We start from the raw sequence: 22,772 nt of genomic DNA, 5'->3' as shown, positions 1-22,772 counted from the left end.
CCGACACCGGCGACGACCCTTTGGCCGGGCGGTGCCGCGTGCGGTGGGTGGGTGGGGGTCCGGTGGGGCTGGCCGCGCGGTTCCCCGCGCCCCTTGGGGGTGGTGCTGTGCGTGGTGTGTGCGTGCGGCACGTGGGGGCCGGTCGCGCGGTTCCCCGCGGCCCTCAGGGGCGAAAGCAGGGGCGCAGGGGCGGTTTTGGGGGCGCGGGGAACCGCGCGGGCGACCCCCACCGGGGCGCCCGGGTCACCGGCGGGCGTCGCGACCGCACGCGTATGCCAGTGGAGAGATCAATTCCTCCGCATCCGGCAACCACCGGTTCGCGGGCGTAGGCCGGCAGGCCCACTGCACAGCCCCCCGCGCCCCGAACCGAGTGGGCGGCGCAGCCACGTACACGCCCTCGCCGAGCACCTCCAGATCGAGGGACGCGAGCGGCCACCCCAGCTTCCGTACGAGGTCGGGGACCTTCGCAGCGGCCCCCGGCAGCACGAAGAACTGCATGCGCCGGTCCGGCGTACACGTCACAGGACCGAGCGTCAGCTCCATCCGCCTCATCCGCGCGAGCGCGAGAAACCCCGCGGTCTCGGGTACGTCGATCGCGTCGAACGTCCGCCCCGTCGGCAGCAGGATCGACGCCGCAGGCTGCTTCGCCCACAGCCGGCGGGCGACGGTCGCACTGCCCGTGGCCAGCGTCGCCCAGTCCTCGCGCGCCGGGTGTGCGCCCGGCACCGCGCACGACGGGGCGCCGCACGAGCAGCACTGCACGCCGTCGACGGCCTCCAGCCAGGTGCCGGGGAACACGTCCCAATGGCGCTCCTCGGCATAGCGCACGGCTGTGTCCTGCAGCGACTCGCCGCGCTGCTTCGGGATCTGGGCGGTCTCGGTGCCTGCGATCGTCTCTTCCACGCTGAACTCAACTCCCGCACCCACCAGGGGTTACGGGCCTTGCGCGCGGGGGAGGAGCACCGATCCCACGCGTGGGGCGCATGGATGCATCTGTGGGGGCGCGCATGGGAGGCGGCAGCGGGTGGTGGGTAGCCCTGTGTGGGGCGGGCAGCAGCCTTTTACCCGGCAATCCTCGCATGTCTCGCATCTTCGGTATGTCCGCGGGGCATTGATCTTCGAGGCCGGACTTCTCGTTTCTCTGACTAGGGGCGGGAGGGCCCGGTCACTGAGAGCTCATCAACTCGGTGCGCGTGGGCAGGCACCGCAGCCACAGGGGGTACGCCAATGGCCGCAAGGCCTCTCGTCGCGCGGCAGCCGAACGAACGACTGCAGGCGCTCATTCAGGAAGCCGGCTGTTCCAACGCCGGTCTGGCCCGCCGCGTCAACATGTGCGGCGCGGAACACGGTCTCGATCTGCGCTACGACAAGACGTCCGTGGCGCGCTGGCTGCGCGGACAGCAGCCGCGCGGCCGGGCGCCCGCGATCATCGCCGAGGCGCTGGGCCGCAAGCTGGGCCGGACCGTCACGATCGACGAGATCGGCATGGCGAACGGCAAGAACCTCGCCTCCGGCGTGGGTCTGCAGTTCTCGCCGACGGTCCTCGGCGCGATCGAGCAGGTCTGCGAGCTGTGGCGCAGCGACGTGGGGCGCCGGGACTTCCTGTCCGGTTCGTCCGTCGCGGCCTCCGCGCTCGTCGAGCCGAGCCGGGACTGGCTGATCTCGTCGCCGGACGCGCAGGTCTCGCGCTCGGCCGGGCCACGGGTCGGGCAGTCCGACGTGGCGGCGGTGACCGCGATGACCGAGGCGCTCGTCGAGCTCGACCACCAGTACGGCAGCGGGCATGTGCGCCCGGTCGTCGTGCACTACCTGAACAGCGTCGTCTCCGGGCTGCTGGCGGGCTCGTACCGGGAAGCGGTCGGGCGTGAACTCTTCGCGGCGGTCGCGCGGTTGACGGAGCTGGCGGGCTACATGGCGATCGACACCGGGCAGCCGGGCCTCGCACAGCGCTACTACATCCAGGCGTTGCGGCTCGCACAGGCGGCGGGCGACCGTGGATACGGCGGGTACGTGCTCGCCGCGTCCATGAGCCACCTGGCCGCACAGCTCGGAACCCCCCGGGAGATCGCCCAGTTGGCGCGGGCGGCGCAGGAGGGAGCGCGCGGGCGGGTCACACCGCGCGCGGAGTCGATGTTCCACGCCGCGGAGGCGCGGGGCCATGCCCTGATGGGTGACGCGCGTTCGGCACAGTCGGCGTCCGGCCGGGCCGTGGCGGCGCTGGAGCAGGCCGATCCGGAGTCCGGGGACGACCCGCGCTGGATCGCGCACTTCGACGAGGCCTACCTCGCCGACGAACTGGCGCATTGTCACCGTGACCTGGGGCAGGCCGAGGCGGCCGCGCGGCGCGCGCGGGAGTCCCTCGACGGGCACCCCGAGTCGCGGGCCCGGCGCCGCGCGATCGGGTACGTGCTCCTTGCCAGCGCGCAGGTGCAGCAGCGCGAGGTGGAGGAGGCCTGCCGCACAGGTCTGCGAGCGGTCGAACTGCTGGGCACGCTGCGCTCCAACCGCGGGGCCGAGTACCTGGACGACCTGCAGCAGCGCCTGGAGCCGTACCGGGACGAGCCCGTGGTGCGGGAGTTCGGGGCACGTATGGAGCTTCAGGTGGCGGCCTAGGGCCGCGGCACCAGGCGCGCGGGACGAGGTGGAGTTGAGTTCGAGCCGGGTTTCTCGGGCCGTCCGGGCGTGCACGTGTGGGACACGTGTGAGAAAAGAAGCACGCGTGCGGAAAGGAGGCGCGAAAAGGGGGCTCGAACAGTCTTCCGGGGGCGGTTTGTCACTCACTGTCCCCGGTGGCGGGTGTCACGTCCCGTGCTGCGTGGCACCGGCTCCTGGGGACCCGGTAGCGTGAACCGACGATTCCGAAGGTCCCCCATTCGTAGGAGTCCCGGTGACGCACAACGGACAGGGCGACGAGCCCTCGGCGCGACCCGCGCGCGAAGGCATCGTGCTGCCGTCCGACGGCGGCGAGCCCCTCCTGCCGGGCCAGACCGGCGACCGCGCGGTCCCGGCGGGCGGTCAGGCCTGGGACCAGCCGTGGGGTCCGCGGTCCGCTCCACAGGCCGACGAGTGGGGCGGTGCGGGTGCCGCGGGTGGTACTGGAGGTCCCGGTGGCGCCGACGGTGCCGCTCAGGCTCCGGATACGCAGATATCCAGCTGGAGCGCCGGGCCGCAGGGCGCCGGCGGGCAGGGTGCGCCGGACTCGGGCTGGTACGGGGCGCAGGACCAGGGCGGTCAGTGGGGCGCCGCCCCGCAGACGCCCGGCGGCGCTATACCCCGGCCGCAGCAACAGCCGCAGCAACATCAACAGCAGCCGCAGCAGCAGTTCGACGGCCGGACCGGTAACGGGTACGGCGTCTCGCAGGCGCAGAACCCCGCCGGGGCGCACGGACAGGGCGGCTACGGCTACCCGGACGTCTCCGGAGCGGGGCCGGGTGCCCTGCCGCCCGCCGCGCCCATGGATGAGGGCGCGACCCAGTTCCTGCCGCCCGTCACCGCGGCCGCGCCCATGGACGAGGGCGCCACACAGTTCCTTCCGCCGGTGGGGCCCGGGGCGTTGCCGCCGGAGATGCCCGCGGCGGGTGCGGCAGGTGCGGGTGCTGCGTCCGGTGACTCCACGCGGTACCTCGGGCGGGTCCCGTCCGACGGTCCCGGGCCTCTGCCCGCCGCCGTGGATCCCGACGCCCAGCCCACGCAGTTCATGGCGCCGGTGCCTTCGCAGCCCGGTGGGGCCGGACTCGGGGTGCGGCCGGGCGCGTCGGGTCAGGGACCGGATGATCGGCAGCAGCCGCCCGCCGAGTTCGACAATCTCTTCCGGGCCGACGCCGCGGGCGCCACCCAGCAGCTGCCCCCGGTGGACCAGCCGCGGGCGCGGCGGGGGAGGCAACCGGGTGGCGCCTCGCCCGAGTTCGGTACTCCGGCCGGTTTCGGTACGCCCGGTGGTTTCGGTGCCTCCGGAGGTGCCTCCGGAGGTGCCGGTGCGCCGGCGGGCCCCGAGGGTCCCGGCGGGCGTGGCGCACGCCGGGCCGCGGCGGACGGTGACCACGGCCGCGGTGGCCGTTCCCGTTCCCGCGTTCCCCTCATCGCCGCGGTCGGCGTGGGCATCGCCGTGCTCGGCATCGGCGCGGGCGCCCTGCTCAGCGGTGGCGGGGGCGAGGAGGACAAGGGCGACGAGAACACGACGGTCGCGGCGACCGCGTCGGCCACCGACGGCTCCGGCTCGTCCTCGGCGGGGCCGGAGGAGAAGCAGGCCGTGGCCCTGGACAAGCTCCTGGCGGACAGCGGCAACAGCCGTGACTCGGTGGTCAAGGCCGTCGACAACGTACGCAAGTGCAGCAACCTCGGCCAGGCGGCCTCCGATCTGCGCAACGCCGCCGAGCAGCGCACCGGGCTGGTCACGCGACTCGCGGGTCTGTCCGTCGACAAACTGGACAACCACGCGCAGCTGACCGCCGCGCTCAAGAGCGCCTGGAAGGCCTCCGCCGCCGCGGACACCCACTACGCCGCGTGGGCGGACCAGGCCGCGGGCAAGAAGGGCTGCAACAAGGGTCAGGCCCGGTCCACGGGGCAGACCGCCGCGGGCAACCGCGAGAGCGGCACCGCGACCACGCAGAAGGCCAAGGCCGCGAAACTCTGGAACTCCATCGCGCAGACCTATGGACTTACGGAGCGGCAGCCCGGGCAGCTTTGATCGGCGGGCGGCTCACGTCAGGATGTCGAGGTCGTCTCCAGGGTCTTCGCGACGTTCACGAAGCCCTTGCGTTCCATGACGAGCCTGCCCTCGCGTACCACCTGGAAGGTCACGTCCGCGTTGACCAGCCGCGCGAAGCCGCTCGTGGCGATCAGGTCCTGGAAGCTCCAGTTCAGGGTCGGTGTGAGCCCGCCCGTGTCGACCTTCAGTCCGTCGTCGAGCGTGCGCCGCAGCGACCGCGCGGACACGTCGCTGTCGCCCAGCGACTCGATGGCCTTCTTCAGGACGGTGTACGCGATCCAGGTCGTCTGCACGCCGGGATCGGAGGCGTCGATCCGGTTGTCGCCGAACGCCTCCTTCCGGATGACCTCGCGCATCGGACCCCACCGCTCGTCGCTCGACGCCGGGTACCAGCCGGTGACGTACGAGCCCTCGTACATGCTTCCCGTCGCGTCGATCATCGACTGGTCGATGCTGCCCAGCACGGAAGCCGTCCGTACCGTCGGGTAGTCCTCGCGGCTGCGCCGGAACGAGTCCATGAAGGTGTCGGTGCGGTCGCCGAGAGCGGGCACCACGCAGCCCTCCTCCCGCGGGTCGTTCGTGACCCGTTGCAGGGCCTGCTGGGCGTGCCCCGAGAACTCCGTGGCGTCCTCGGCGGCCCGCTGGTCGACGGAGGCCCGGTGAGCGCCCGCGGTCAGTCCGGAGTCCAGGAGTACGGGCAGTTCGTCGCCCGCGATCGTGTCGGGGCGGATGAGCGTGACCGGGCCGCAGGACCTGGCCAGCTGCTGGCCCAGGCCGACCAGCAGGGAGGGCTGGCCGCCGTTCACCGGGTACGAGAGCGGGCTCGTGAACTCGTCGTCCGTGACCCCGTATCCGCCGAGGTACGGGATGCCGGCCGCCTCCAGCGGAGCGAGGAAGGAGCGGGCGTGCTGGCTGTACGAACCAACGACCGCGACGACGTTCTCCGCGGCGGCGCGGCGGGCGCAGCTCGCGGCTTCCACCGTGTCGTTGTGGTCGTTGCAGGTGAGAACCCTGAGCTTGCGGCCGTTGATGCCGCCGTGGGAGTTGACCCAGCGCGCGTACGCCTTGGCGAGGGCGGGCATCCCGGGCTTGTTGGTCGTTTTCGTTCTTTCGGGGGCCCACGTCATGACGGTGATCGTGTCGTCCCCGGAACCCCCTGTGACACCGGGGACGACACCGCACCCGACGGCCGTCGACAGACACACCGCCAGCGCGCCCGCCGACAGCACTCCCGCCCTGGCGGCGGGGAGGCGCAGGCGGGGGTGGAGGTGCGGGGCGGTGAGGAAGCTGCGGGTGCGTCGCCGGCCGGTCATGGGTACGCACGATTCCGCCACACCGCAACGGCTGGTGTGACCCTTGGTCAACGCACGGTGACATCCGGGTGAACACCGGGGCGCGGGGCGGGCCCGTCCGGCGGGAACGTACGATCGGTGACCGTGCAAGGTTCGGAGAACTCTTCCCGTCGCGGGCGTCGCTCATCCACCATGGGCGGCATGCCACTGAACGATATGCCGTGGTGGCGCTGGCGCAGCAATGTGCGCTCCGCGCTGCACATGCTTTCCGACACCGAGTTCCAGCGGGGGATATGGCTCGCGGGGGTCGACGGGTACGGGGATGTGACCGACGCCGTCTACCGCCTCGTCGAGGACACCTGGCTGGACAACTGGTCCGCCGAGAAGTACATCGGCACGATCTTCCGGGACTCGCAGGAGGCGGCGCTTGTCGACTCCGCGGTGTTGCGGGTGCTCCGGATCATGCATCAGGTGGGGCCTGATGCGGTTGTCTCCGTCTATCTCGAACATGCGGGGTGGGCTGATGCCGTTCGGGCCGCGCGGGATGCGCATGTGCGGATGGCTGTGAGCGACGGGGAGGATCCGGATGTTCCGCCTCGCACGCTTGAGGTGTTGCAGATCATGACTCGGTCTGCTTGAGGGTTCGTCGTACGTGCGGGGAACTGCGCGGCCCACCCCCGCCGGACCGCACCCGGCGGATCAGCGTTCCGGGATTCGGGCGGGTGCCCGGGGGTGGGGTCGTTCTGTGCGACCCTGGCGTGCATGAACGACCAGTACGTCCTGACGCTCTCCTGCCCCGACAAGCAGGGCATCGTGCACGCCGTGTCGAGCTACCTCTTCATGACCGGCTGCAACATCGAGGACAGCCAGCAGTTCGGTGACCACGACACGGGGCTGTTCTTCATGCGGGTCCACTTCTCGGCGGAGTCGCCGGTGACCGTGGACAAGCTGCGCGCGAGCTTCGCGGCGATCGGTGACTCCTTCCAGATGGACTGGCAGATCCACCGGGCCGACGAGAAGATGCGGGTCGTGCTGATGGTCAGCAAGTTCGGGCACTGCCTGAACGATCTGCTGTTCCGGGCGCGGATCGGGGCGCTCCCCGTCGAGATCGCGGCCGTGGTGTCCAATCACACGGACTTCGCCGAGCTCGTGGATTCGTACCATGTGCCGTTTCGGCATATTCCGGTCACGAAGGACAACAAGCCGCAGGCTGAGGCGCAGGTGCTGGAGCTGGTGCGGGAGCAGGGTGTCGAGCTGGTGGTGCTGGCTCGGTACATGCAGGTGCTTTCGGATGATCTGTGCAAGCAGTTGAGTGGGAAGATTATTAATATTCACCATTCGTTTCTGCCTAGCTTCAAGGGTGCGAAGCCCTATCACCAGGCGCATGTGCGTGGCGTGAAGCTGATCGGTGCCACCGCGCACTATGTGACGGCCGACCTCGACGAGGGGCCGATCATCGAGCAGGAGGTCGAGCGGGTGGGGCATCAGGTCACGCCGGAGCAGCTTGTCGCTGTGGGGCGGGACGTGGAGTGCCAGGCGCTGGCCCGGGCCGTGAAGTGGCATGCGGAGCGGCGGATCCTGTTGAACGGGCGTCGGACCGTCGTTTTCGACTGAGGGTGCTTGGCGGCTGTTCCGCCGCTTCGGGGCGCCTGTCGACGCCTGTCGAGGGTGGGGGCGGGGGCCGGGGCGACGTGTCCGTCCTCGGTCCGGCGCGATCGAGTTGGCTGTGCAGGGAGCCCGGTGCGGACGCGCCGGCCGCTGCGGGCGAACACGTCGCCCCGGCCCCCTCCTGACCGCTTGCGGCTGCGCGCCGGCGCTCCGGCCTCTACATGCGACTCAGTGACGCTGCTGCGAACAGGACGTCTCTGATCGCCTCTCGGTCGCCTGCCTGGCCTGCCGCTGCCTCTTCGGGGGAGACGTGACCCGCTGCCAGTTGGCAGAACTCCACGCCGTCCAGGGCCACGTGGGCCACCTCGCGGTCGGGGGAGGCCAGGGCGCCGGGGGAGTCGAGCGGGATGAGCCACTCGCCGCCGCCCAGGCCCTCGATCTCCAGGCGGAGGCTGCGGCCTGGGGCGCCGGCCGGGACCAGGTGCGGGGTCGCGCCGAGGGCCGCGAGGCCTGCCTGGCGGCGGGTGGCCAGGGCCGAGGGGAGCATACGGGCGCCCAGGTCGATCATCGCGTGCAGATGGCGGGGCGAGGGCGGCTCGTAGGGGTAGTCGACCGCGTCGGCGATGTCTCCCGCGTGGACCCAGGTCTCGAAGGCCCGGTCCAGCATGGAGTCCCGCAGCGGGAGTTCGAAGTCACCGTACGGGACGGGGAGGCGGCCGGAGCCTCCACCCGCGAAGGCCACCGTGCGGACGAGGCTGTGGGACTGCTCGCGCCAGGGACCGCGTACGGAACGGGTGGGCGGGACGTGGGCGGCGCCCCAGAAGGCCTCGGTGCGGGCGGCGGGGGTGGCGGTGCCCGCGGGGGTTTCCAAAGGGTCGTCCAGGCCGAGTGTGACGGCGACGAGGCCGTCCACGGTCAGCAGGTGGGCGATCACTCCGGCGACGGTGGAGCGTCGGCTTGTTCGTTCCTTGCCGTCGAACCAGCGCAGTCGCACCGGGGCGTGCCACTCGGCATCGCCGATGTCCTGGAGCAGGGCGTCCAGGCGGGCGGTCTCCGCGTCGTACGGGGTGGCCCAGGAGGGGACCGGGATCCGGGGCGGGCGGTGGCTCAGACAAGATTGCAGGACTCGGGTGCGCAGGGCCGGGTCCAGGTCGAGGGTCTCCGGCGGGTGCAGGAGGCCCACTGCTTCACGCAGTCGCAGGGCCTCGTCCGCGCAGGCGCCGCAGCCGCCGAGATGGTCCTCCACCGCCGCCGTCTCCTCGGCTGAGCAGGCCGCCAGCGCCCAGGCCCCGAGCAACGCCTTCAGCACCCGGTGTTCGAGGACCAGGGGTGGGGTGGGGAGGGGTGAGGTGGGGAGGGGCGGGGTGGGGAGGGGGAGACCCGTGTCCTCTATGGAGGCGCGTGGGATCGGTATGCGTGGGGGGTTCCGGTCGTCGTTGTGCTCGCCGGAAGGGTTTGCGCTGTTCACCTTGTGCCCCCTTGTTCGGGGGGCGTCAGGGAAGGGGCGGCTTCGTGGGCCGTGGAGAGGAGTTGGAGGCCCAGGCGCAGGCGGCGGCGGGCCTCGTCCGCGGTGACGCCCAGGTCGGCGGCGGTCTGGCGGTAGTCGCGGCGCTGGAAGTAGGCGAGTTCCAGGGCGGTGCGCAGCGGGGTCGGCATGGACGTGACGATGTAGTCGGCGCGGGCCGCCACCGAGGCCCGGCGGACCTTGCGCTCCAGCTCGTCGGTGTCGTCCGTGTCGTCGTGGGCGAGCGCGGCGGTCTCCGTGGTGCGCAGGCGCTGCACGGCGAGGCGGTGCGTCAGTGTGGCGACCCAGGAGCGCAGGGGGCCCTGCTTGGGGTCGTACGACTCGGGGTTCTCCCAGACGTGGGTGAAGACTTCGCGGGTGATGCCGTCGGCCGCGTGCTCGTCTGCGAGTACGCGATGGGCGAGACCGTGCACGAGTGAAGCGAATCGGTCATAGAGCTCGCCGAGCGCGGCGGCCTCCCCCCGTGCGAGCCGCTGTTGCATCTTGCGGTCCCAGCGGGGTGGCGTGTCCCTCCTGGCCATGCGGCCCCCTCGCCCCTGTTCGTGCCGTGCGCCTGTGCCCGTGTCCACCGGATTCTCCTCTCCGGTTCCCTCACGAATGTAGTCGGCACCTGTGGTGACGCACGCCCCTTTATGGCAATGCGCGCCCCGGGGAGGGGTGGGGTGGTAGGGCGATGGTTGCGGTGTGTGCGTCGTTTTGGGTCAAGCATGGGGTGACTTGTCCTGATCGGGGGTGGTCGGGTTGGAGTGTGCTTGATCGGGGGTGGTCTTGTGGGGTGCGTTTCGATTCGGTATTCCGTGTTTCGCGGGGCTGGGGGTGGGGCAGCCACGCAGCAGGGGAAGCGTAGGGATGGCTTCCGTTTCCGGGTCCGACATTGTCGAGCGAGGGACAGACGCGTGACGCTCAGGGTGACCGAAGGCGAGCAGCGCGGCTGGGCCGTCGTGCGGGTTTCGGGTGAGATGGATCTGGTGACCTCGCCCGTGCTGCGGCAGCGGGTGCACGAGGCCGTGGCCGACGGGCGGCGGGATGTCGTGCTGGACCTGTCCGGGGTGCTGTTCTGCGACTCCAGCGGCGTGAGTGTTCTCATCGCCTCGCGGCGGCTGATCCGTTCTTGTCAGGGGCGTCTGCGGGTGATTCTCCCCGCGCAGGGAGCGGTGGACGGGTCCCACGTCAACCGGGTGCTGGGTGCCCTGGGTGTGCGCAGGCTCTTTGACGCCTATGCCGATGTCGACGCCGCCGTGGACGACGGGACGAGTTCGCTTTCGGCGTGATTCCCGTCGGGTAGGGGGAAGATCGTTGTGTGTGTCCGTGACGCCGTTGTCGCGGATTTCCCCCGGTCTTGGCACAAGCGTCGTTTTCCGGCTCCCCGGAGGGCCGGGTCGTCGTACGCTCCCTGCCAGACGCACCCACGTGAGGTAAGGCGGCCCGAAAGACATGGTCAGTACCGAGTACGAGCGGAAGATCGCCGCCCGGTTCGCCGGCTTCGACCAGGACGGCAACGGCTATATCGACCGCGAGGACTTCAACACGGCGACGAAGGCGCTGCTCGCCGAGTTCGGCACGACGGCCCGGTGCGACAAGGGCCAGGCCCTGTACATCGGCGCGGAGGCCTTCTGGCAGGGCATGGCCGGCATAGCGGACCGGGACGGCGACCAGCGGATCACCCGCGAGGAGTTCGTGAACGGCGCCGTGAAGCGGCTGCGCGACAACCCCGACCGCTTCGCCGAGATCGCCCGCCCCTTCCTGGACGCGGCGCTCGCCGTCGCGGACGGTGACGGGGACGGCTCCGTGACCGTCGGCGAGACCACGCGCATCCTCAAGGCGCTGGGTGTGCCCCAGGACACTGCTGCCACCGCGGCCGGTGCTCTTGACTCGGACGCCGACGGTGTCGTCACCGAGCCCGACATCGTGAATGCCTTCGCCCGCTACTTCACGGTGCCCGAGTAGCGCTCCCGGAGCCGGTACTTCAGCACCTTGCGCAGAGTCTCGTTGCGCGGAAGGGCGTCCACCACTTCCAGTTGCTCCGGCAGCTTGTGGGGGGACAGTCCTTCCGCGCGTAGATGGGCCGCCACGCTGGGGAGGGTGAGGGGCTGGGTTCCGGCGGGTTGCTCGATCACCGCGCAGACCCTTTCTCCTCGCTCCGCGTCGGGGAGGCCGATCACGGCTACGTCGGTGATGGCCGGATGGCTGTGCAGCAGGTCCTCTATCTCCTTGGCGCTGATGTTCTCGCCCTTGCGGATGATCACGTCCTTGAGGCGGCCCGTCAGGACGAGGTGGCCGGTGGGGGTGAGGTGGCCGAGGTCCCCCGTGATCAGGAAGCCGTCGTCGTCGAAGGCCTCCGTCGTCTGGGCCGGGTCCAGGTAGCCCGCGCACACCGCTTCGCCGCGCAGGCGTATCTCGTTGTTCGTTATGCGGATCTCCATGCCCGGTGGGGGCCTGCCCTCCGTCGTCGCCAGATTCTCCTCCGTGTCGTCCGGTGAGCCCATGGTGATCATCGGGACCTCTGTCATGCCGTAGCCGTGGGTGAGCTTGACCCCCATCTCGCGTACGACCGCGTGGTGGATCTCGGGGGGCTTGGGTGCGCCGCCGCCGGCCAGGAGGCGCAGGGTCGGGATGAGTCCGGTGTCCGGCTGCTTGCGTTGTTCCGCCAGGAACATGGAGTAGAACGCCGTCGAACCGCCCGCCACCGTCACCCCGTGCTTGCGGTAGCCCTCCAGCGCGTCCGGCAGCGCGAACTTCTCGAAGAGGACCGCCGGGAACCCGTACAGCAGCAGCATGACCAGGTAGTCGGGGCCGCCTATGTGGGCGAAGGGGAAGGCGATCGAGCCCGTGTCGGCTTCCGACAGGTGCAGGGCGTGGGCGAGGCAGCTGCCGCCGGCTATCAGTGAACGGTCCGTGTGCAGTACGCCCTTGGGGTCCGATGTCGTGCCGGACGTCCAGTAGATCCAGCGCACGTCCGTCCCGTCGCTGGGCGGTGCGGGGAGCGATGCGGGGTCGCCGGTGGGGAGTGCGTCGTACGCCTCGAAGGTGCCGCGGGCTGCGATGCGTTCGGCCATGGCGGTGTGGTCGAAGTCGCGCCAGGTGCCGGGGACGGCGAAGAACTCCGCCTGTGCGGTGCGGAGTGCGAAGGACACCTCTCGGTCGCGGTAGAAGGGGATGATCGGGGACTGGATCGCGCCGAGTCGTGCCAGGGCCATCGCGAGGACGACGGTTTCGATGCGGGTGGGCAACTGCCAGGCGACGACTGTTCCGGGGCGTACGCCCATGTCGTGCAGGCCCGCCGCCGTCCGCTCGGCGCCGGAGCGCAGCTCCTCGAAGGTCAGGGTGCGGTCGTCCTGGAGGAGGACCGGGCGGTCGGGGGTGAGCGCGGCGCGGCGTTCGACCAGTTCCCAGAAGGTGCGGGAGGTGTCGAGTGTGTGCGCGGTGTCCGTAAGCATGCCCGTGCTCCTCGCCGCTGGGACTGGGAGAACTGACGGGTAGTCAGGTCGGGTGCAGAGCGTAGGCGTCTGCGCCTTGTCGGTCCAGGGGTGCGGGGCTAGCCTGCCTTCTGACGGGTCATCAGATTTGCCGCCGGAGAGGGCTGGACTCATGACCGAACTGCCTCGGATCATCAGCGTCGACGACCATGTGATCGAGCCCGCCCACCTCTTCGAGACCTGGCTGCCGAGGAAGTACCGGGACCGCGGCCCCAAGCCGCTGACGGCCGGTATCGGTGAACTGGCCTACGTGGCAGGCAAGTACCGGATCACGATGGACCCGGACGGGCCGCCGACCGACTGGTGGATCTACGAGGACCTGAAGTTCCCGTACAAGCGCAACATCGCCGCCGTCGGCTTCGACCGCGACGAGATGACCCTGGAGGGCATCACCCGCGAGGAGATGCGGCCCGGGTGCTGGGACCCGGCCGAGCGGCTCAAGGACATGGACGCCAACCATGTGGAGGGGAGCCTGTGCTTCCCGACCTTCCCGCGCTTCTGCGGGCAGACCTTCGCCGAGGCGCACGACAAGGAGGTCGCGCTGGCCTGCGTGCGCGCCTACAACGACTTCATGGTCGAGGAGTGGTGCGGGGGGAGCGGGGGGCGGCTGATCCCGCTGTGCATCATTCCGCTCTGGGACATCGACCTCGCCGTCGCCGAGATACGGCGCAACGCGGGCCGGGGGGTGAAGGCGGTGACTTTCTCCGAGATCCCCACCCATCTGGGGCTGCCGTCCATCCACTCCGGCTACTGGGACCCGTTCTTCGCGGTCTGCCAGGAGACCGGCACGGTCGTCAACATGCACATCGGCAGCAGTTCCCAGATGCCCGCCGCCTCGCCCGACGCGCCGCCCGCCGTCCAGGCGTCCCTGAGTTTCAACAACGCCATGGCCTCGATGATGGACTTCCTGTTCAGCGGGGTGCTCGTGAAGTTCCCTCGGCTCAAACTCGCCTACAGCGAGGGGCAGATGGGGTGGATCCCGTACGCGCTGGAGCGTGCCGATGACGTGTGGGAGGAGCATCGGGCCTGGGGCGGGGTGCGGGATCTGATCCCCGAGCCGCCCTCCACCTACTACTACCGGCAGATCTTCTGCTGCTTCTTCCGTGACAAGCACGGGGTCGCCTCGCTGGACGTGGTGGGGCGGGACAACGCCACGTTCGAGACCGACTATCCGCACGTCGACTCGACCTTCCCGCACACCAAGGAGGTCGCCCTCGACCATGTGAAGGGCCTCGACGACGAGACCGTCTACAAGCTGATGCGCGGCAACGCCATCCGCATGCTGGACCTGGATCTCGACAGGGCCCGGTAGGCGATGGATCTGTCGTACTCGGTCCAGGACGAGGAGTTCCGGGCGCGGCTGCGCCAGTGGCTGGGGGAGGTGCTTCCGCGGCTGCCGGCCAAGCCCTCGGCCGACGACTGGCCGGGGCGGCGTGCGTACGACCTCGGGTGGCAGCGGTTGTTGTACGACGCCGGGTACGCGGGATTGCACTGGCCCGTGGACGCGGGGGGCCGTGGTGCCACGCCCACCCGGCATCTGATCTTTCTGGAGGAGACCGAGAAGGCGGGTGCTCCCTACGTCGGGGCCAACTTCGTCGGGCTGCTGCATGCCGGGCCGACCATCGCCGCCGAGGGAAGCGCACGGCAGCGGGCGCGCTGGCTGCCACCCGTGCTGCGGGGCGAGGAGGTGTGGTGCCAGGGGTTCAGCGAACCGGACGCCGGGTCCGACCTCGCGTCGCTGCGCACGCGCGCGTGGCGGGACGGCGACGACTACGTGGTCAGCGGTTCCAAGGTCTGGACCTCGCACGCCGAAGTCGCCGACTGGTGCGAGCTGTTGGTGCGCACCGATGCGCGGGCGCCGAAGCATCGGGGGATCACCTGGCTGGCGATGCCGATGGATGCGCCGGGCATCACGGTACGTCCGCTGCGTACGCTCGCCGGGTCGGCGGAGTTCGCGGAGGTCTTCCTCGATGAGGTGCGGGTGCCCGTGGCCAACCGGGTCGGCGAGGAGAACGACGGGTGGCGCGTGACCATGGTGACGCTGTCCTTCGAGCGCGGCACCGCTTTCGTGGGTGAGGTGGTCGCCTGCCGGCGGGTGCTGGGTGAGCTCGCGCGGGAGGCGAGGAAGAACGGCCGGTGGGACGACGTGCCGCTGCGGCGTCGGCTCGGGCGGCTCAACGCGGAGTTCCGGGCGCTGTGGCGGCTGACGCAGTGGAACGTGAGCGAGTCCGAGCGCGGTGGTGGGGTGCCGGGGGTGGGCGGCTCGGTCTTCAAGCTGCGGTACTCGCAGGCACGGCAGGAGTTGTACGACGCGGCGTCCGAGGTGCTCGGCCCCGAAGGACTCGATCTGGACCGGGAGTGGACGGTCGACCGGCTGTCGTCGCTCTCGTACACCATCGCGGCCGGGACCTCGCAGATCCAGCGGAACATCGTGGCCGAGCGCATCCTGGGCCTTCCGAAGGGACGGTGAGGGGTGGATTTCCAACTCACCGACGACCAGAGGGCGTTACGGGCCGGGGTGCGCGAGTTGCTGGTGCGGCGGTTCGGGCGGGAGCGGATGCGGGCCGCCGTGGACCCGGGACGAGGGCAGGGCGACGGGGGGCGGGGAGCGGTCGGCGGCCTTGATCGCGCGCTCTGGCGTGAGTTGGGGGAGGCCGGGTTCTTCGCCCTGCGGCTGCCCGAGGCGCGGGGCGGGGTCGGGCTCGGGCTGCCCGAGGCGGTGCTCGCCTTCGAGGAGGCCGGCCGGGCGCTGCTGCCCGGACCGCTCGTGGCCACCCACCTCGCGGCCGGTGAAGTGCCCGGCGCGGCCACCGGCGCGTGTGTCGTCGCCGCCGTCGACGGCGCGCTCGTCGAATGGCTGGACGAGGCGGACGTCGTACGGGGCGATGTGACCGGAGCCGTCGCCATGCGCTCCGTCGACCCGCTGACACCGCTGCACCGGGTGCCCCGGGCCGCGCCGCCCGACCCGGTCGCCGCCCTGCTGACCGCCGCCGAGCAGCTCGGGTCGGCCGCGTGGACCTGTGCGCTCGCCGCGCAACACGCCCGGACCCGTAAGCAGTTCGGGCAGCCGATCGGGGCCTTCCAGGCGGTGAAACACCTGTGCTCGGAGATGCTCGTACGGGTGGAGGTGGCCCGCGCGGCGGTGTACGCGGCTGCCATCACCGGCGATCCGCTCGACATCGCGGCGGCCCGGCTGCTGGCCGACGAGGCCGCCGAGCGCGGGGCCCGCGACTGCCTCCAGGTGCACGGCGGGATGGGTTTCACCTGGGAGTCCGACGTACATCTCCACCTCAAACGGGCCTGGTCGCGGGCTCGTCGCGGGGAGGGCGCCGCGGCGGCCGAGGAGGCTCTCGCGGAGGATCTGCTGGCGTCGTCGGCGCGGCCCGGGACATGAGCCGCGTGGGCCGGCTGAGCACTGCTGAATGCCGCCGATCGTGGCATGGGGAGGGAGGCCGGGACGGGTCAGAGGGGACGCAAGACGCGGAACGTGGCATACCGGAATTACCGAGCGTTGATACCGGGTTGTGTCCTACGTGTGACTCGTCACGGCCTGGAGTCGGCGGCCTGCTCCGGTACCTTGTGTGGGATGCGAGTGGTTCTGAGGCCGGGCCATCACGGTGTTGCCCCTGGGGCAGCCCCGGATCCGGCGATGCGTGCCGCTCGCGGGGCGGGAAGCAGGAGCGTTCCTGCCTGTTCGACTCCCCGTGGCGAGCGTCGCACAGTATGCCGCACGCGTACTCCTTCGCGCTGGAATATGCCCGAAGCGCTTGTTCGGGTGACTGTACGTCAACCATGCTGTCTCCTGAGGGAATCACGTTCCGTGAGCCCTTTTCTGACCACGATCGTGGCCCTTGCGAGGCGCGAGGCGATGTGTCCGCCGGTTCGGATGGTGTGAGCGGTGCAGGTGCTTCAAGTGCAGCTGGAGATCCGGCCCGACCCCGCAGAGGTGGGGCGAGCCCGGAGGTGGGCGCGTTCGCGGCTCGCGGGTTCCGGGATAGAGGCCGACGAGCCACTGGCCGAGACGCTGATCCTGCTCGTCTCGGAGCTCGTCACCAACGCCGTGGTGCACACCGGCCGCCCCGCCGTCCTGCGGCTGTTCGTGCCGGACGCGGCGAGCGTGCCGACAGCCGGTGAGCGGGCCGTCGGGGAGGCCGTCGCGACCGTCCGCCTGGAAGTCGTCGACGCCAGCACCCGGGCCCCGCGCCCGCGCTGCGCGGACGGCGACGACACCAACGGCCGTGGTCTCGCGCTCGTCGACGGTCTCGCCGACCGGTGGGGCTGGAGCGCCGAGGGTGCCGGGAAGCGCATCTGGTGCGAGGTGGACCGATGTTCGTCGGCGACCACCCTCGCCACGGGATGCGACGCGGCACCGGTGCTGTCCTCGGCGGCGTCTCCGGTGGTGTACGGGGACCTGGCGTACGAGGCCGTGTAGGGACCGGGTCCCTGCTGGGGCCCGTCACGCGGGAGCGGGCGCTCGGGCACGGGTGCGCCCGCTGGCGCACGGATGGCACGGAGTCCGGGGCCCGGGCGTCCGGTGCTGTCGAGTGCGCCGTGCCGTGCTTCCGTCCGCGAGCGTCACAAAGGGCGCCAAAGGTGTGAATCCCCAAACGGCTGTTGACGTGGCGTGTCCGTTTCATCACGCTTGTGTTCAGCGATTCGCGGTGAGGGGACGTCGAGGTCTTCGGTGACGGAAGCCCTCGGCGAGCGCGGATCGCGATTCGGCGTCGGCCACTGCGGGGCCAGGGGCAGGCGCGCCGGAGAGCCGGATGGCGGCGCGCGGTGCCGCGCTCGGGGCGAGGTGGGACACCTGGCGGCCGGGCGTGGTCGTACGTGGGGGAGACGGCGCCGCCAGCCGGCCCTCGGTCGTTCTCAGAGGATGGCGACCGGTGCTACGGGGGTTCCCGTGCCGCCGGTGAACGGTTCGGGCATCGCCGACAGCAGGAACGCGTAGCCGCCATCTTCTCCACAGGCTGTGGACAACTTTTCGAGATTCCAGTTCTGGCCCTGAAGCATGCCCATCTCCACCAGGTGAAGCGCGTGGACCGGCAGCCACAGATCCTCTATTTCCGGAGGAAATATCTCAAACGTGAGGGTGTCGTTCGCGACCGCCGCGACATCGCGGGCGTGGAACCACTCCGGAGTGCGCACGGACAGGCCGGGGGAGGGGAAGGCGTACGCCTGCCTGTCGCCCGCCAGGAGAAGCTGCGTCTGACCGGTGCGTACGAGGACGATGTCGCCCGCGCCGACCTTCGTGCCGCTCAGCTCCTCGGCCGCGTCGAGGTCCTCCGGGGTCACCGCGTGCCCGCTGTCCAGGCGCTCCACGCCGAGCGCGCGGGCCACGTCCAGCAGGACGCCGCGCGAGACGATGTGACGGGGCTTGTCGATGCCGTTGAACTCGGCGCCCCCGTGGGCGGTGATCGTGTCGGCGGGGCGGTTGTTGTAGAGCCTGCCCGAGTGCGAGACGTGGCTGAGTGCGTCCCAGTGGGTGGCCGCCTGGAGGCCCATCGTCACGACGTCGTCGCTGCACGCGATCGTGCCCGGGCCGAACAGCTCCTGGTTGATCTGCACCATCGTGTGCAGCGGATCGACCCGGCCCGGGATCATCCCCGTCTGCACCCCGTCCTGGCGGAGGGGGAGCGCGAGCGGCACGCGACGGCCGGTCCGGACGCTCGCGGCGGCCTCGCGCACGACCTCGTCGGTGATCAGGTTCAGGGTGCCGATCTCGTCGTCGGCGCCCCAACGCCCCCAGTTGTTCACGCGCTTGGCGATCTCGTGGAACTCGACCGGCAGTGACATGAGTCCTCCGCGGGGCTTGTCTCCAGGTATCTGACGGGCCGTAGAATCTGACCCTGAGCAAATCTAACGGACCGTCAGAAACCGCGGGAAGGGGCCGGGGCGTGGGGAACTTCCTGGAAGACAGGGTCGTCGCCGTGACCGGGGCGGGCCGGGGCATCGGACGCGCGGTGGCCCTGGCGGCCGCGGCCGAGGGCGCACGGGTCGTCGTCAACGACTACGGCGTCTCGATCGAGGGCTCGGAGCCGAGCAGCTCGGTCGCGGACGCCGTGGTCGAGGAGATCGGGGCGGCCGGCGGGGACGCGGTCGCGGTGGCCGACGACATCTCCACCATGGCGGGCGGACAGCGGATCGTCGACACGGCCCTGGACGCGTACGGGCGGCTCGACGGGGTCGTCTGCGTGGCCGGCATCCTGCGCGAACGGATGCTCTTCAACATGTCCGAGGACGAGTGGGACCCGGTGATCGCCACGCATCTCAAGGGCACCTTCACCGTGTTCCGCGCGGCGTCCGCCGTCATGCGCAAGCAGGGGGCGGGGACGCTGATCGGGTTCACCAGCGGCAACCACCAGGGGTCCGTCTCGCAGGCCAACTACAGCGCGGCGAAGGGCGGGATCATCTCGCTCGTCCGCAGCGCGGCGCTCGGGCTCCACAAGTACGGGGTCACGGCGAACGCGGTCGCGCCGGTCGCCCGTACGCGGATGTCCGCGAACGTGCCGATGGAGCTGAAGGAGATCGGCGAACCGGAGGATGTGGCCGCGCTCGTGGTCTACCTGCTGTCCGAGCGGGCCCGGGAGGAGGGGATCACCGGGCAGGTGTACACCGTCGCGGGGCCGAAGATCGCGGTGTGGGCGCAGCCGCGGGAACTCCGTTCGGGGTATGCGGAGGGGGGGTGGACGCCTGAGCGGATCGCTGACTTCCTGCCGGGGAGTGTGGGGACGGATCCCATGCCTCTGCTGGAGCGGGTGGAGGAGATGGAGCGGGCGGCTCGGGGGGTGAAGAGGGCGCCGTAGGGGTCGGGTCGGTGGGTCGGTGCGGGTGCGTTGTGGCTTGTCGCGCAGTTCCCCGCGCCCCCAAAAAAGGGCGGCTGGAGGGCAGCTTGGAATTCGAGGGCACGTCGGAGGATGAAGCGTTTCGGCAGGAAGTTCGGGGGTGGCTGAACGGGCATGTGCCGTGGGACGGGGACCGGCGGGGGTGGGAGCGAACACTCGGAGCTGCCGGCTGGATCGGGATCGGGTGGGGGGTGGAGGGGTACGGGAATCGCGCGGTCGGACTGGGGCGGCAGGTGGTGTGGGCCGAGGAGTACGCGCGGGCCCGGGCGCCGGCGCGCAGTGGGCACATCGGGGAGAAGCTGCTGGCTCCGACTCTCATCGCGCACGGGAGTGAGGAGCAGAAGAACCGGTTTCTTCCGCCCATCGCCTCTGGTGACGAGCTGTGGTGCCAGGGGTACAGCGAGCCAGGGGCCGGGTCCGATCTCGCGGGGATCCGGACGGAGGCCGTGCGGGAGGCGGACGGGTATCGGATCAGCGGGCAGAAGATCTGGACCTCGCTGGCGCACGAGGCGGACTGGTGTTTCGTGCTGGCGCGTACGGAGGCGGGGTCGCGGCGGCACCGCGGGCTGAGTTTTCTGCTCGTACCCATGGACCAGCCCGGCCGGATCGACGTGCGGCCGATCCGGCAGATGACCGGGACCAGCGAGTTCAACGAGGTCTTCTTCGACGGGGCGCACGCACGCGCGGAACATCGGGTCGGTGGCGAGGGCGATGGCTGGCAGGTCGCGATGAGCCTGCTCGGCTTCGAGCGCGGAGTCTCCACGCTGGCCCAGCAGGTGGGTTTCGCGCAGGAGTTGGCGCAGGTGGTGGAGGCGGCCGTCGCCTCGGGGGCGGCCGACGACCCGGTCGTCCGCGAACTGCTCGTACGCCAGTGGGCCGAGCTGCGCGCCATGCGGTGGAACGCCCTTCGGACGCTGGGGAGTTCGGCGGACCGCGGTGCCCCCAGTGTGGCCAAGCTGCTGTGGGGCCGGTGGCATCAGCGGCTCGGCGAACTGGCGATGCGGGTGCGGGGGGCGGGCGCCGCGGTGGGTCCTGCGGACTGGACGGCCGAGGCGCCGTACGAACTCGACGCTCTCCAGCACCTGTTCCTCTTCAGCCGCGCCGACACCATCTACGGCGGCTCGGACGAGATCCAGCGCACGATCATCGCCGAGCGCGTGCTCGGCCTTCCCAGGGAAGCGAAGGGCTGAGATGAGTGCGACGAGGGGCACGGCATGAGAGGCGTTGTCTTCGACGGCAGGCGGGCCCAGGTGGTGGACGACCTGGAGATACGGGATACGGGACCGGGTGAGGTGCTGGTCGCGATAGCGGCGGCGGGGCTGTGCCACAGCGACCTCTCCGTGCTGGACGGGACCATCCCCTTCCCCGTACCCGTGGTGCTCGGGCATGAGGGCGCGGGCGTCGTGGAGGAGGTGGGCGCCGGAGTCACCCACGTCCGGCCCGGAGACCATGTGTGCCTGTCCACGCTCGCGAACTGCGGTACGTGCGCGGAGTGCGACCGGGGGCGGCCCACCATGTGCCGCAAGGCCATCGGGATGCCGCAGCGGCCGTTTCTGCGGGACGGGCAGCCGCTGTACCAGTTCGCGTCCAACTCGGCCTTCGCGGAACGGACGCTGGTGAAGGCCGTGCAGGCGGTACGTATCCCGACGGACATCCCGATGGCGTCCGCCGCCCTGATCGGGTGCGGGGTGCTGACAGGGGTCGGGGCCGTGCTGAACCGGGCGCGGGTGGACCACGGGGACAGCGTGGTCGTCATCGGGACGGGCGGGATAGGGCTCAACGTGATCCAGGGCGCGCGGATCGCCGGAGCGCTGACGGTGGTCGCGGTGGACTCGAATCCCGCGAAGGAGGAGGTGGCTCGGCGGTTCGGGGCCGGGCACTTCTTCCCGTCCGTGGAGGGGGTGAGGGACGTCCTGCCGACCGGTGCGGATCACGTCTTCGAGTGCGTGGGGCGGGTGGAGCTGGTACGGCAGGCCGTCGATCTGCTCGACCGGCAGGGGCAGGCGGTGCTGCTGGGCGTGCCGCCCGCCGACGCCGAGGCGTCCTTCCTCGTCTCGTCGATGTACCTGGACAAGTCGATCCTGGGATGCCGGTACGGGTCCTCGCGGCCGCAGCGGGATGTTGCGCTGTACGCGGAGATGTATCGGGAGGGGCGGTTGTTGCTGGACGAGCTGGTGACGGAGACGTATCCGGTGGAGGACTTCGAGAAGGCGGCGGCGGATGCGGGGGGCGGGCGGGTGGCTCGGGCTGTCTTGACGTTCTGACGTTCTGACGTGCTGATCCCATCGGCTACCGCCTTCGGCCGACTGGTGCCCGTAGGCATCCCAACACTGCGCGGAGTCAGGCCGCCCGCTTGGGGTGCTGTCCGTGGCCGACGGAGTCCCTGGGAGGCGACGGATCACCTGTCCCGTCCCGGTGAATCGTCGGGCAGGCGCGGCGAGTTCGTGGACGTGAGCGCTCGCGCGGCTCGCGGGTCCGGCTCGGCAACGCCTCCGGCACCGGCACCATCGACCCTCTCTGGTGATCGCCACCGGCGGGCGTGTGAGAGGCAGCACCGCGTAGACGACCTTGCCGCCCGAGGGGTGACGGTACGAGTCCCAGCGCTCGCTCAACAGCGTCACTGTCGGCAGGCCCCGGCCGTTCTCGGCGTCCGCGTCGGGCGTCCGCATCCGGGGCAGCGTCCGGCTGGTGTCCCAGACCTCGACCGTCAGCGTCCGGCTGCACACGCGCAGCCGTACCGCGACCAGCGGTAACGTCTCGCGTTCGTCACGGCTCAGCCCGGCCTTCGTGGTTCCGGTGGCCTCCACGGCGTTGGTCAACAGCTCGGAAGCGATCAGCGTCACGGACTCGCTCATGTGCTCAAGTCCCCAGTCCCTGAGCGCGTTCGAGGCGAACCGCCGCCCCCACGGCACCGCCCTGGGCTCGGCCGTGTGCCGGAACCAGTACGTCACACCGTCCATGCCACGCCTCCCTTCCGGTGTCGCGGACCAGCGGGGAGTCTGCGGCGGCCGGTGCCGGGCAGCAGCAGCGCAAGGACATAGATCACGAGGGTCAAGGGTCGGTCCTCCCAGTCGATCGGGCCACGCCACGCCCCGAGGGCGCGCGGTCCGCCCACTTCGGCAAGCACACGGCGGAGGCGCGGAAACCCGTGGACGCCGCCCCGCGCGCCCCGGCCCCTGCGGGGCGCGGTCAGCGCAGAGCTACGTACTTGTCACAGTGAGTTGCCGTGCCGGAGTTCAGCATGGCGGGTGAACTGGTTCATGTGCAACCAGTTCAAATGAACTGGTTCATTTGGAATGGAGCTTGGCGAGACGGCGC

19 protein-coding genes and 1 pseudogene are annotated in these 22,772 nt (G+C 70.8%); 13 read left to right on the top strand and 7 right to left on the bottom strand.

Going from position 1 to position 22,772, the window contains the following annotated elements:
* Positions 1–243 precede the first annotated feature (243 nt).
* A complete protein-coding gene (locus ACIOKD_RS15215; RefSeq protein ID WP_402083241.1) occupies positions 244–903 on the bottom strand; it encodes a bifunctional DNA primase/polymerase in 660 nt (219 codons plus the stop codon).
* Between the two features lie 324 nt (positions 904–1,227).
* On the opposite strand from ACIOKD_RS15215, the gene ACIOKD_RS15210 reads away from it, so the two are divergent.
* A complete protein-coding gene (locus tag ACIOKD_RS15210; RefSeq protein WP_402083238.1) occupies positions 1,228–2,613 on the top strand; it encodes a transcriptional regulator in 1,386 nt (461 codons plus the stop codon).
* 274 nt (positions 2,614–2,887) lie between these two features.
* Positions 2,888–4,687: a hypothetical protein gene (locus tag ACIOKD_RS15205; protein ID WP_402083235.1), complete on the top strand. Its 1,800-nt coding sequence runs from the start codon at positions 2,888–2,890 to the stop codon at positions 4,685–4,687.
* A gap of 17 nt (positions 4,688–4,704) precedes the next feature.
* Here ACIOKD_RS15205 and ACIOKD_RS15200 read toward each other — a convergent pair whose 3' ends face one another.
* Positions 4,705–6,021: an ABC transporter substrate-binding protein gene (locus tag ACIOKD_RS15200; RefSeq protein WP_402083232.1), complete on the bottom strand. Its 1,317-nt coding sequence runs from the start codon at positions 6,019–6,021 to the stop codon at positions 4,705–4,707.
* Positions 6,022–6,138: 117 nt separating this feature from the next.
* Between ACIOKD_RS15200 and ACIOKD_RS15195 the strand changes: the two genes are divergently transcribed.
* Positions 6,139–6,639 carry a hypothetical protein gene (locus ACIOKD_RS15195; RefSeq protein WP_402083229.1) on the top strand — a complete coding sequence of 167 codons (501 nt, stop codon included), beginning with the start codon at positions 6,139–6,141 and terminating at the stop codon, positions 6,637–6,639.
* A 123-nt stretch (positions 6,640–6,762) separates the two neighbouring features.
* Positions 6,763–7,614 carry a formyltetrahydrofolate deformylase gene (gene purU, locus ACIOKD_RS15190; protein WP_402083226.1) on the top strand — a complete coding sequence of 284 codons (852 nt, stop codon included), beginning with the start codon at positions 6,763–6,765 and terminating at the stop codon, positions 7,612–7,614.
* A 211-nt stretch (positions 7,615–7,825) separates the two neighbouring features.
* Here purU and ACIOKD_RS15185 read toward each other — a convergent pair whose 3' ends face one another.
* Entirely contained in the window at positions 7,826–9,076 is a 1,251-nt protein-coding gene (locus ACIOKD_RS15185) for a zf-HC2 domain-containing protein (RefSeq protein ID WP_402083223.1), read from the bottom strand.
* Positions 9,073–9,654 (bottom strand): sigma-70 family RNA polymerase sigma factor, encoded by a 582-nt coding sequence (locus tag ACIOKD_RS15180; protein ID WP_402083221.1) that lies wholly within the window; start codon positions 9,652–9,654, stop codon positions 9,073–9,075. The genes ACIOKD_RS15185 and ACIOKD_RS15180 overlap by 4 nt, the downstream gene beginning before the upstream one ends.
* Positions 9,655–10,029: 375 nt before the next feature.
* On the opposite strand from ACIOKD_RS15180, the gene ACIOKD_RS15175 reads away from it, so the two are divergent.
* Both ACIOKD_RS15175 and ACIOKD_RS15170 read left to right on the top strand, forming a co-directional pair.
* A complete protein-coding gene (locus ACIOKD_RS15175) occupies positions 10,030–10,404 on the top strand; it encodes an STAS domain-containing protein (protein WP_402083218.1) in 375 nt (124 codons plus the stop codon).
* Positions 10,405–10,567: 163 nt separating this feature from the next.
* Positions 10,568–11,080 carry an EF-hand domain-containing protein gene (locus tag ACIOKD_RS15170; protein ID WP_402083216.1) on the top strand — a complete coding sequence of 171 codons (513 nt, stop codon included), beginning with the start codon at positions 10,568–10,570 and terminating at the stop codon, positions 11,078–11,080.
* On the opposite strand, the gene ACIOKD_RS15165 is transcribed toward ACIOKD_RS15170, so the two are convergent.
* Positions 11,059–12,570, bottom strand: coding sequence for a class I adenylate-forming enzyme family protein (locus ACIOKD_RS15165; protein WP_402083214.1), 1,512 nt, complete (start codon positions 12,568–12,570; stop codon positions 11,059–11,061). The genes ACIOKD_RS15170 and ACIOKD_RS15165 overlap by 22 nt on opposite strands.
* A gap of 151 nt (positions 12,571–12,721) precedes the next feature.
* On the opposite strand from ACIOKD_RS15165, the gene ACIOKD_RS15160 reads away from it, so the two are divergent.
* The 4 genes from ACIOKD_RS15160 to ACIOKD_RS15145 all read left to right on the top strand — a co-directional run bounded on the left by ACIOKD_RS15160 (position 12,722) and on the right by ACIOKD_RS15145 (position 17,041).
* Complete coding sequence (locus ACIOKD_RS15160) at positions 12,722–13,921, top strand: amidohydrolase family protein (protein WP_402083212.1); 1,200 nt, start codon at positions 12,722–12,724, stop codon at positions 13,919–13,921.
* 3 nt (positions 13,922–13,924) lie between these two features.
* Entirely contained in the window at positions 13,925–15,079 is a 1,155-nt protein-coding gene (locus tag ACIOKD_RS15155) for an acyl-CoA dehydrogenase family protein (RefSeq protein WP_402083209.1), read from the top strand.
* Positions 15,080–15,082: 3 nt separating this feature from the next.
* Positions 15,083–16,003, top strand: coding sequence for an acyl-CoA dehydrogenase family protein (locus ACIOKD_RS15150; protein ID WP_402083206.1), 921 nt, complete (start codon positions 15,083–15,085; stop codon positions 16,001–16,003).
* A gap of 519 nt (positions 16,004–16,522) precedes the next feature.
* Positions 16,523–17,041, top strand: coding sequence for an ATP-binding protein (locus ACIOKD_RS15145; RefSeq protein WP_402083552.1), 519 nt, complete (start codon positions 16,523–16,525; stop codon positions 17,039–17,041).
* 437 nt (positions 17,042–17,478) lie between these two features.
* Here the strand turns inward: ACIOKD_RS15145 and ACIOKD_RS15140 are convergent, their stop codons facing one another.
* Entirely contained in the window at positions 17,479–18,405 is a 927-nt protein-coding gene (locus ACIOKD_RS15140) for a cyclase family protein (protein ID WP_402083203.1), read from the bottom strand.
* 101 nt (positions 18,406–18,506) lie between these two features.
* Here ACIOKD_RS15140 and ACIOKD_RS15135 point away from each other — a divergent pair, with 101 nt between their 5' ends.
* The 3 genes from ACIOKD_RS15135 to ACIOKD_RS15125 all read left to right on the top strand — a co-directional run bounded on the left by ACIOKD_RS15135 (position 18,507) and on the right by ACIOKD_RS15125 (position 21,718).
* Positions 18,507–19,415, top strand: coding sequence for an SDR family oxidoreductase (locus tag ACIOKD_RS15135; protein WP_402083200.1), 909 nt, complete (start codon positions 18,507–18,509; stop codon positions 19,413–19,415).
* Positions 19,416–19,501: 86 nt separating this feature from the next.
* Positions 19,502–20,644, top strand: coding sequence for an acyl-CoA dehydrogenase family protein (locus tag ACIOKD_RS15130; protein ID WP_402083197.1), 1,143 nt, complete (start codon positions 19,502–19,504; stop codon positions 20,642–20,644).
* A 24-nt stretch (positions 20,645–20,668) separates the two neighbouring features.
* Complete coding sequence (locus ACIOKD_RS15125; protein WP_402083194.1) at positions 20,669–21,718, top strand: Zn-dependent alcohol dehydrogenase; 1,050 nt, start codon at positions 20,669–20,671, stop codon at positions 21,716–21,718.
* 306 nt (positions 21,719–22,024) lie between these two features.
* On the opposite strand, the pseudogene ACIOKD_RS15120 reads toward ACIOKD_RS15125, so the two are convergent.
* Positions 22,025–22,414 (bottom strand): annotated as a pseudogene (locus tag ACIOKD_RS15120) (ATP-binding protein); the annotation flags it as partial.
* Between the last annotated feature and the right edge of the window lie 358 nt (positions 22,415–22,772).

It is taken from the genome of Streptomyces sp. NPDC087844 (assembly GCF_044742785.1).
GTDB lineage: Bacteria > Actinomycetota > Actinomycetes > Streptomycetales > Streptomycetaceae > Streptomyces.
Note: the sequence above shows the minus strand (reverse complement) of the source record. Positions and strands in the feature narration are given on the sequence as shown.

What these genes read in the sequence shown, in the direction of transcription:
- ACIOKD_RS15210 (WP_402083238.1), top strand. Translation starts at nt 1,228, where the DNA reads ATGGCCGCAAGGCCTCTCGTCGCGCGGCAGCCGAACGAACGACTGCAG.
- ACIOKD_RS15200 (WP_402083232.1), bottom strand. Translation starts at nt 6,021, where the DNA reads ATGACCGGCCGGCGACGCACCCGCAGCTTCCTCACCGCCCCGCACCTC.
- purU (WP_402083226.1), top strand. Translation starts at nt 6,763, where the DNA reads ATGAACGACCAGTACGTCCTGACGCTCTCCTGCCCCGACAAGCAGGGC.
- ACIOKD_RS15180 (WP_402083221.1), bottom strand. Translation starts at nt 9,654, where the DNA reads ATGGCCAGGAGGGACACGCCACCCCGCTGGGACCGCAAGATGCAACAG.
- ACIOKD_RS15170 (WP_402083216.1), top strand. Translation starts at nt 10,568, where the DNA reads ATGGTCAGTACCGAGTACGAGCGGAAGATCGCCGCCCGGTTCGCCGGC.
- ACIOKD_RS15165 (WP_402083214.1), bottom strand. Translation starts at nt 12,570, where the DNA reads ATGCTTACGGACACCGCGCACACACTCGACACCTCCCGCACCTTCTGG.
- ACIOKD_RS15160 (WP_402083212.1), top strand. Translation starts at nt 12,722, where the DNA reads ATGACCGAACTGCCTCGGATCATCAGCGTCGACGACCATGTGATCGAG.
- ACIOKD_RS15155 (WP_402083209.1), top strand. Translation starts at nt 13,925, where the DNA reads ATGGATCTGTCGTACTCGGTCCAGGACGAGGAGTTCCGGGCGCGGCTG.
- ACIOKD_RS15140 (WP_402083203.1), bottom strand. Translation starts at nt 18,405, where the DNA reads ATGTCACTGCCGGTCGAGTTCCACGAGATCGCCAAGCGCGTGAACAAC.
- ACIOKD_RS15125 (WP_402083194.1), top strand. Translation starts at nt 20,669, where the DNA reads ATGAGAGGCGTTGTCTTCGACGGCAGGCGGGCCCAGGTGGTGGACGAC.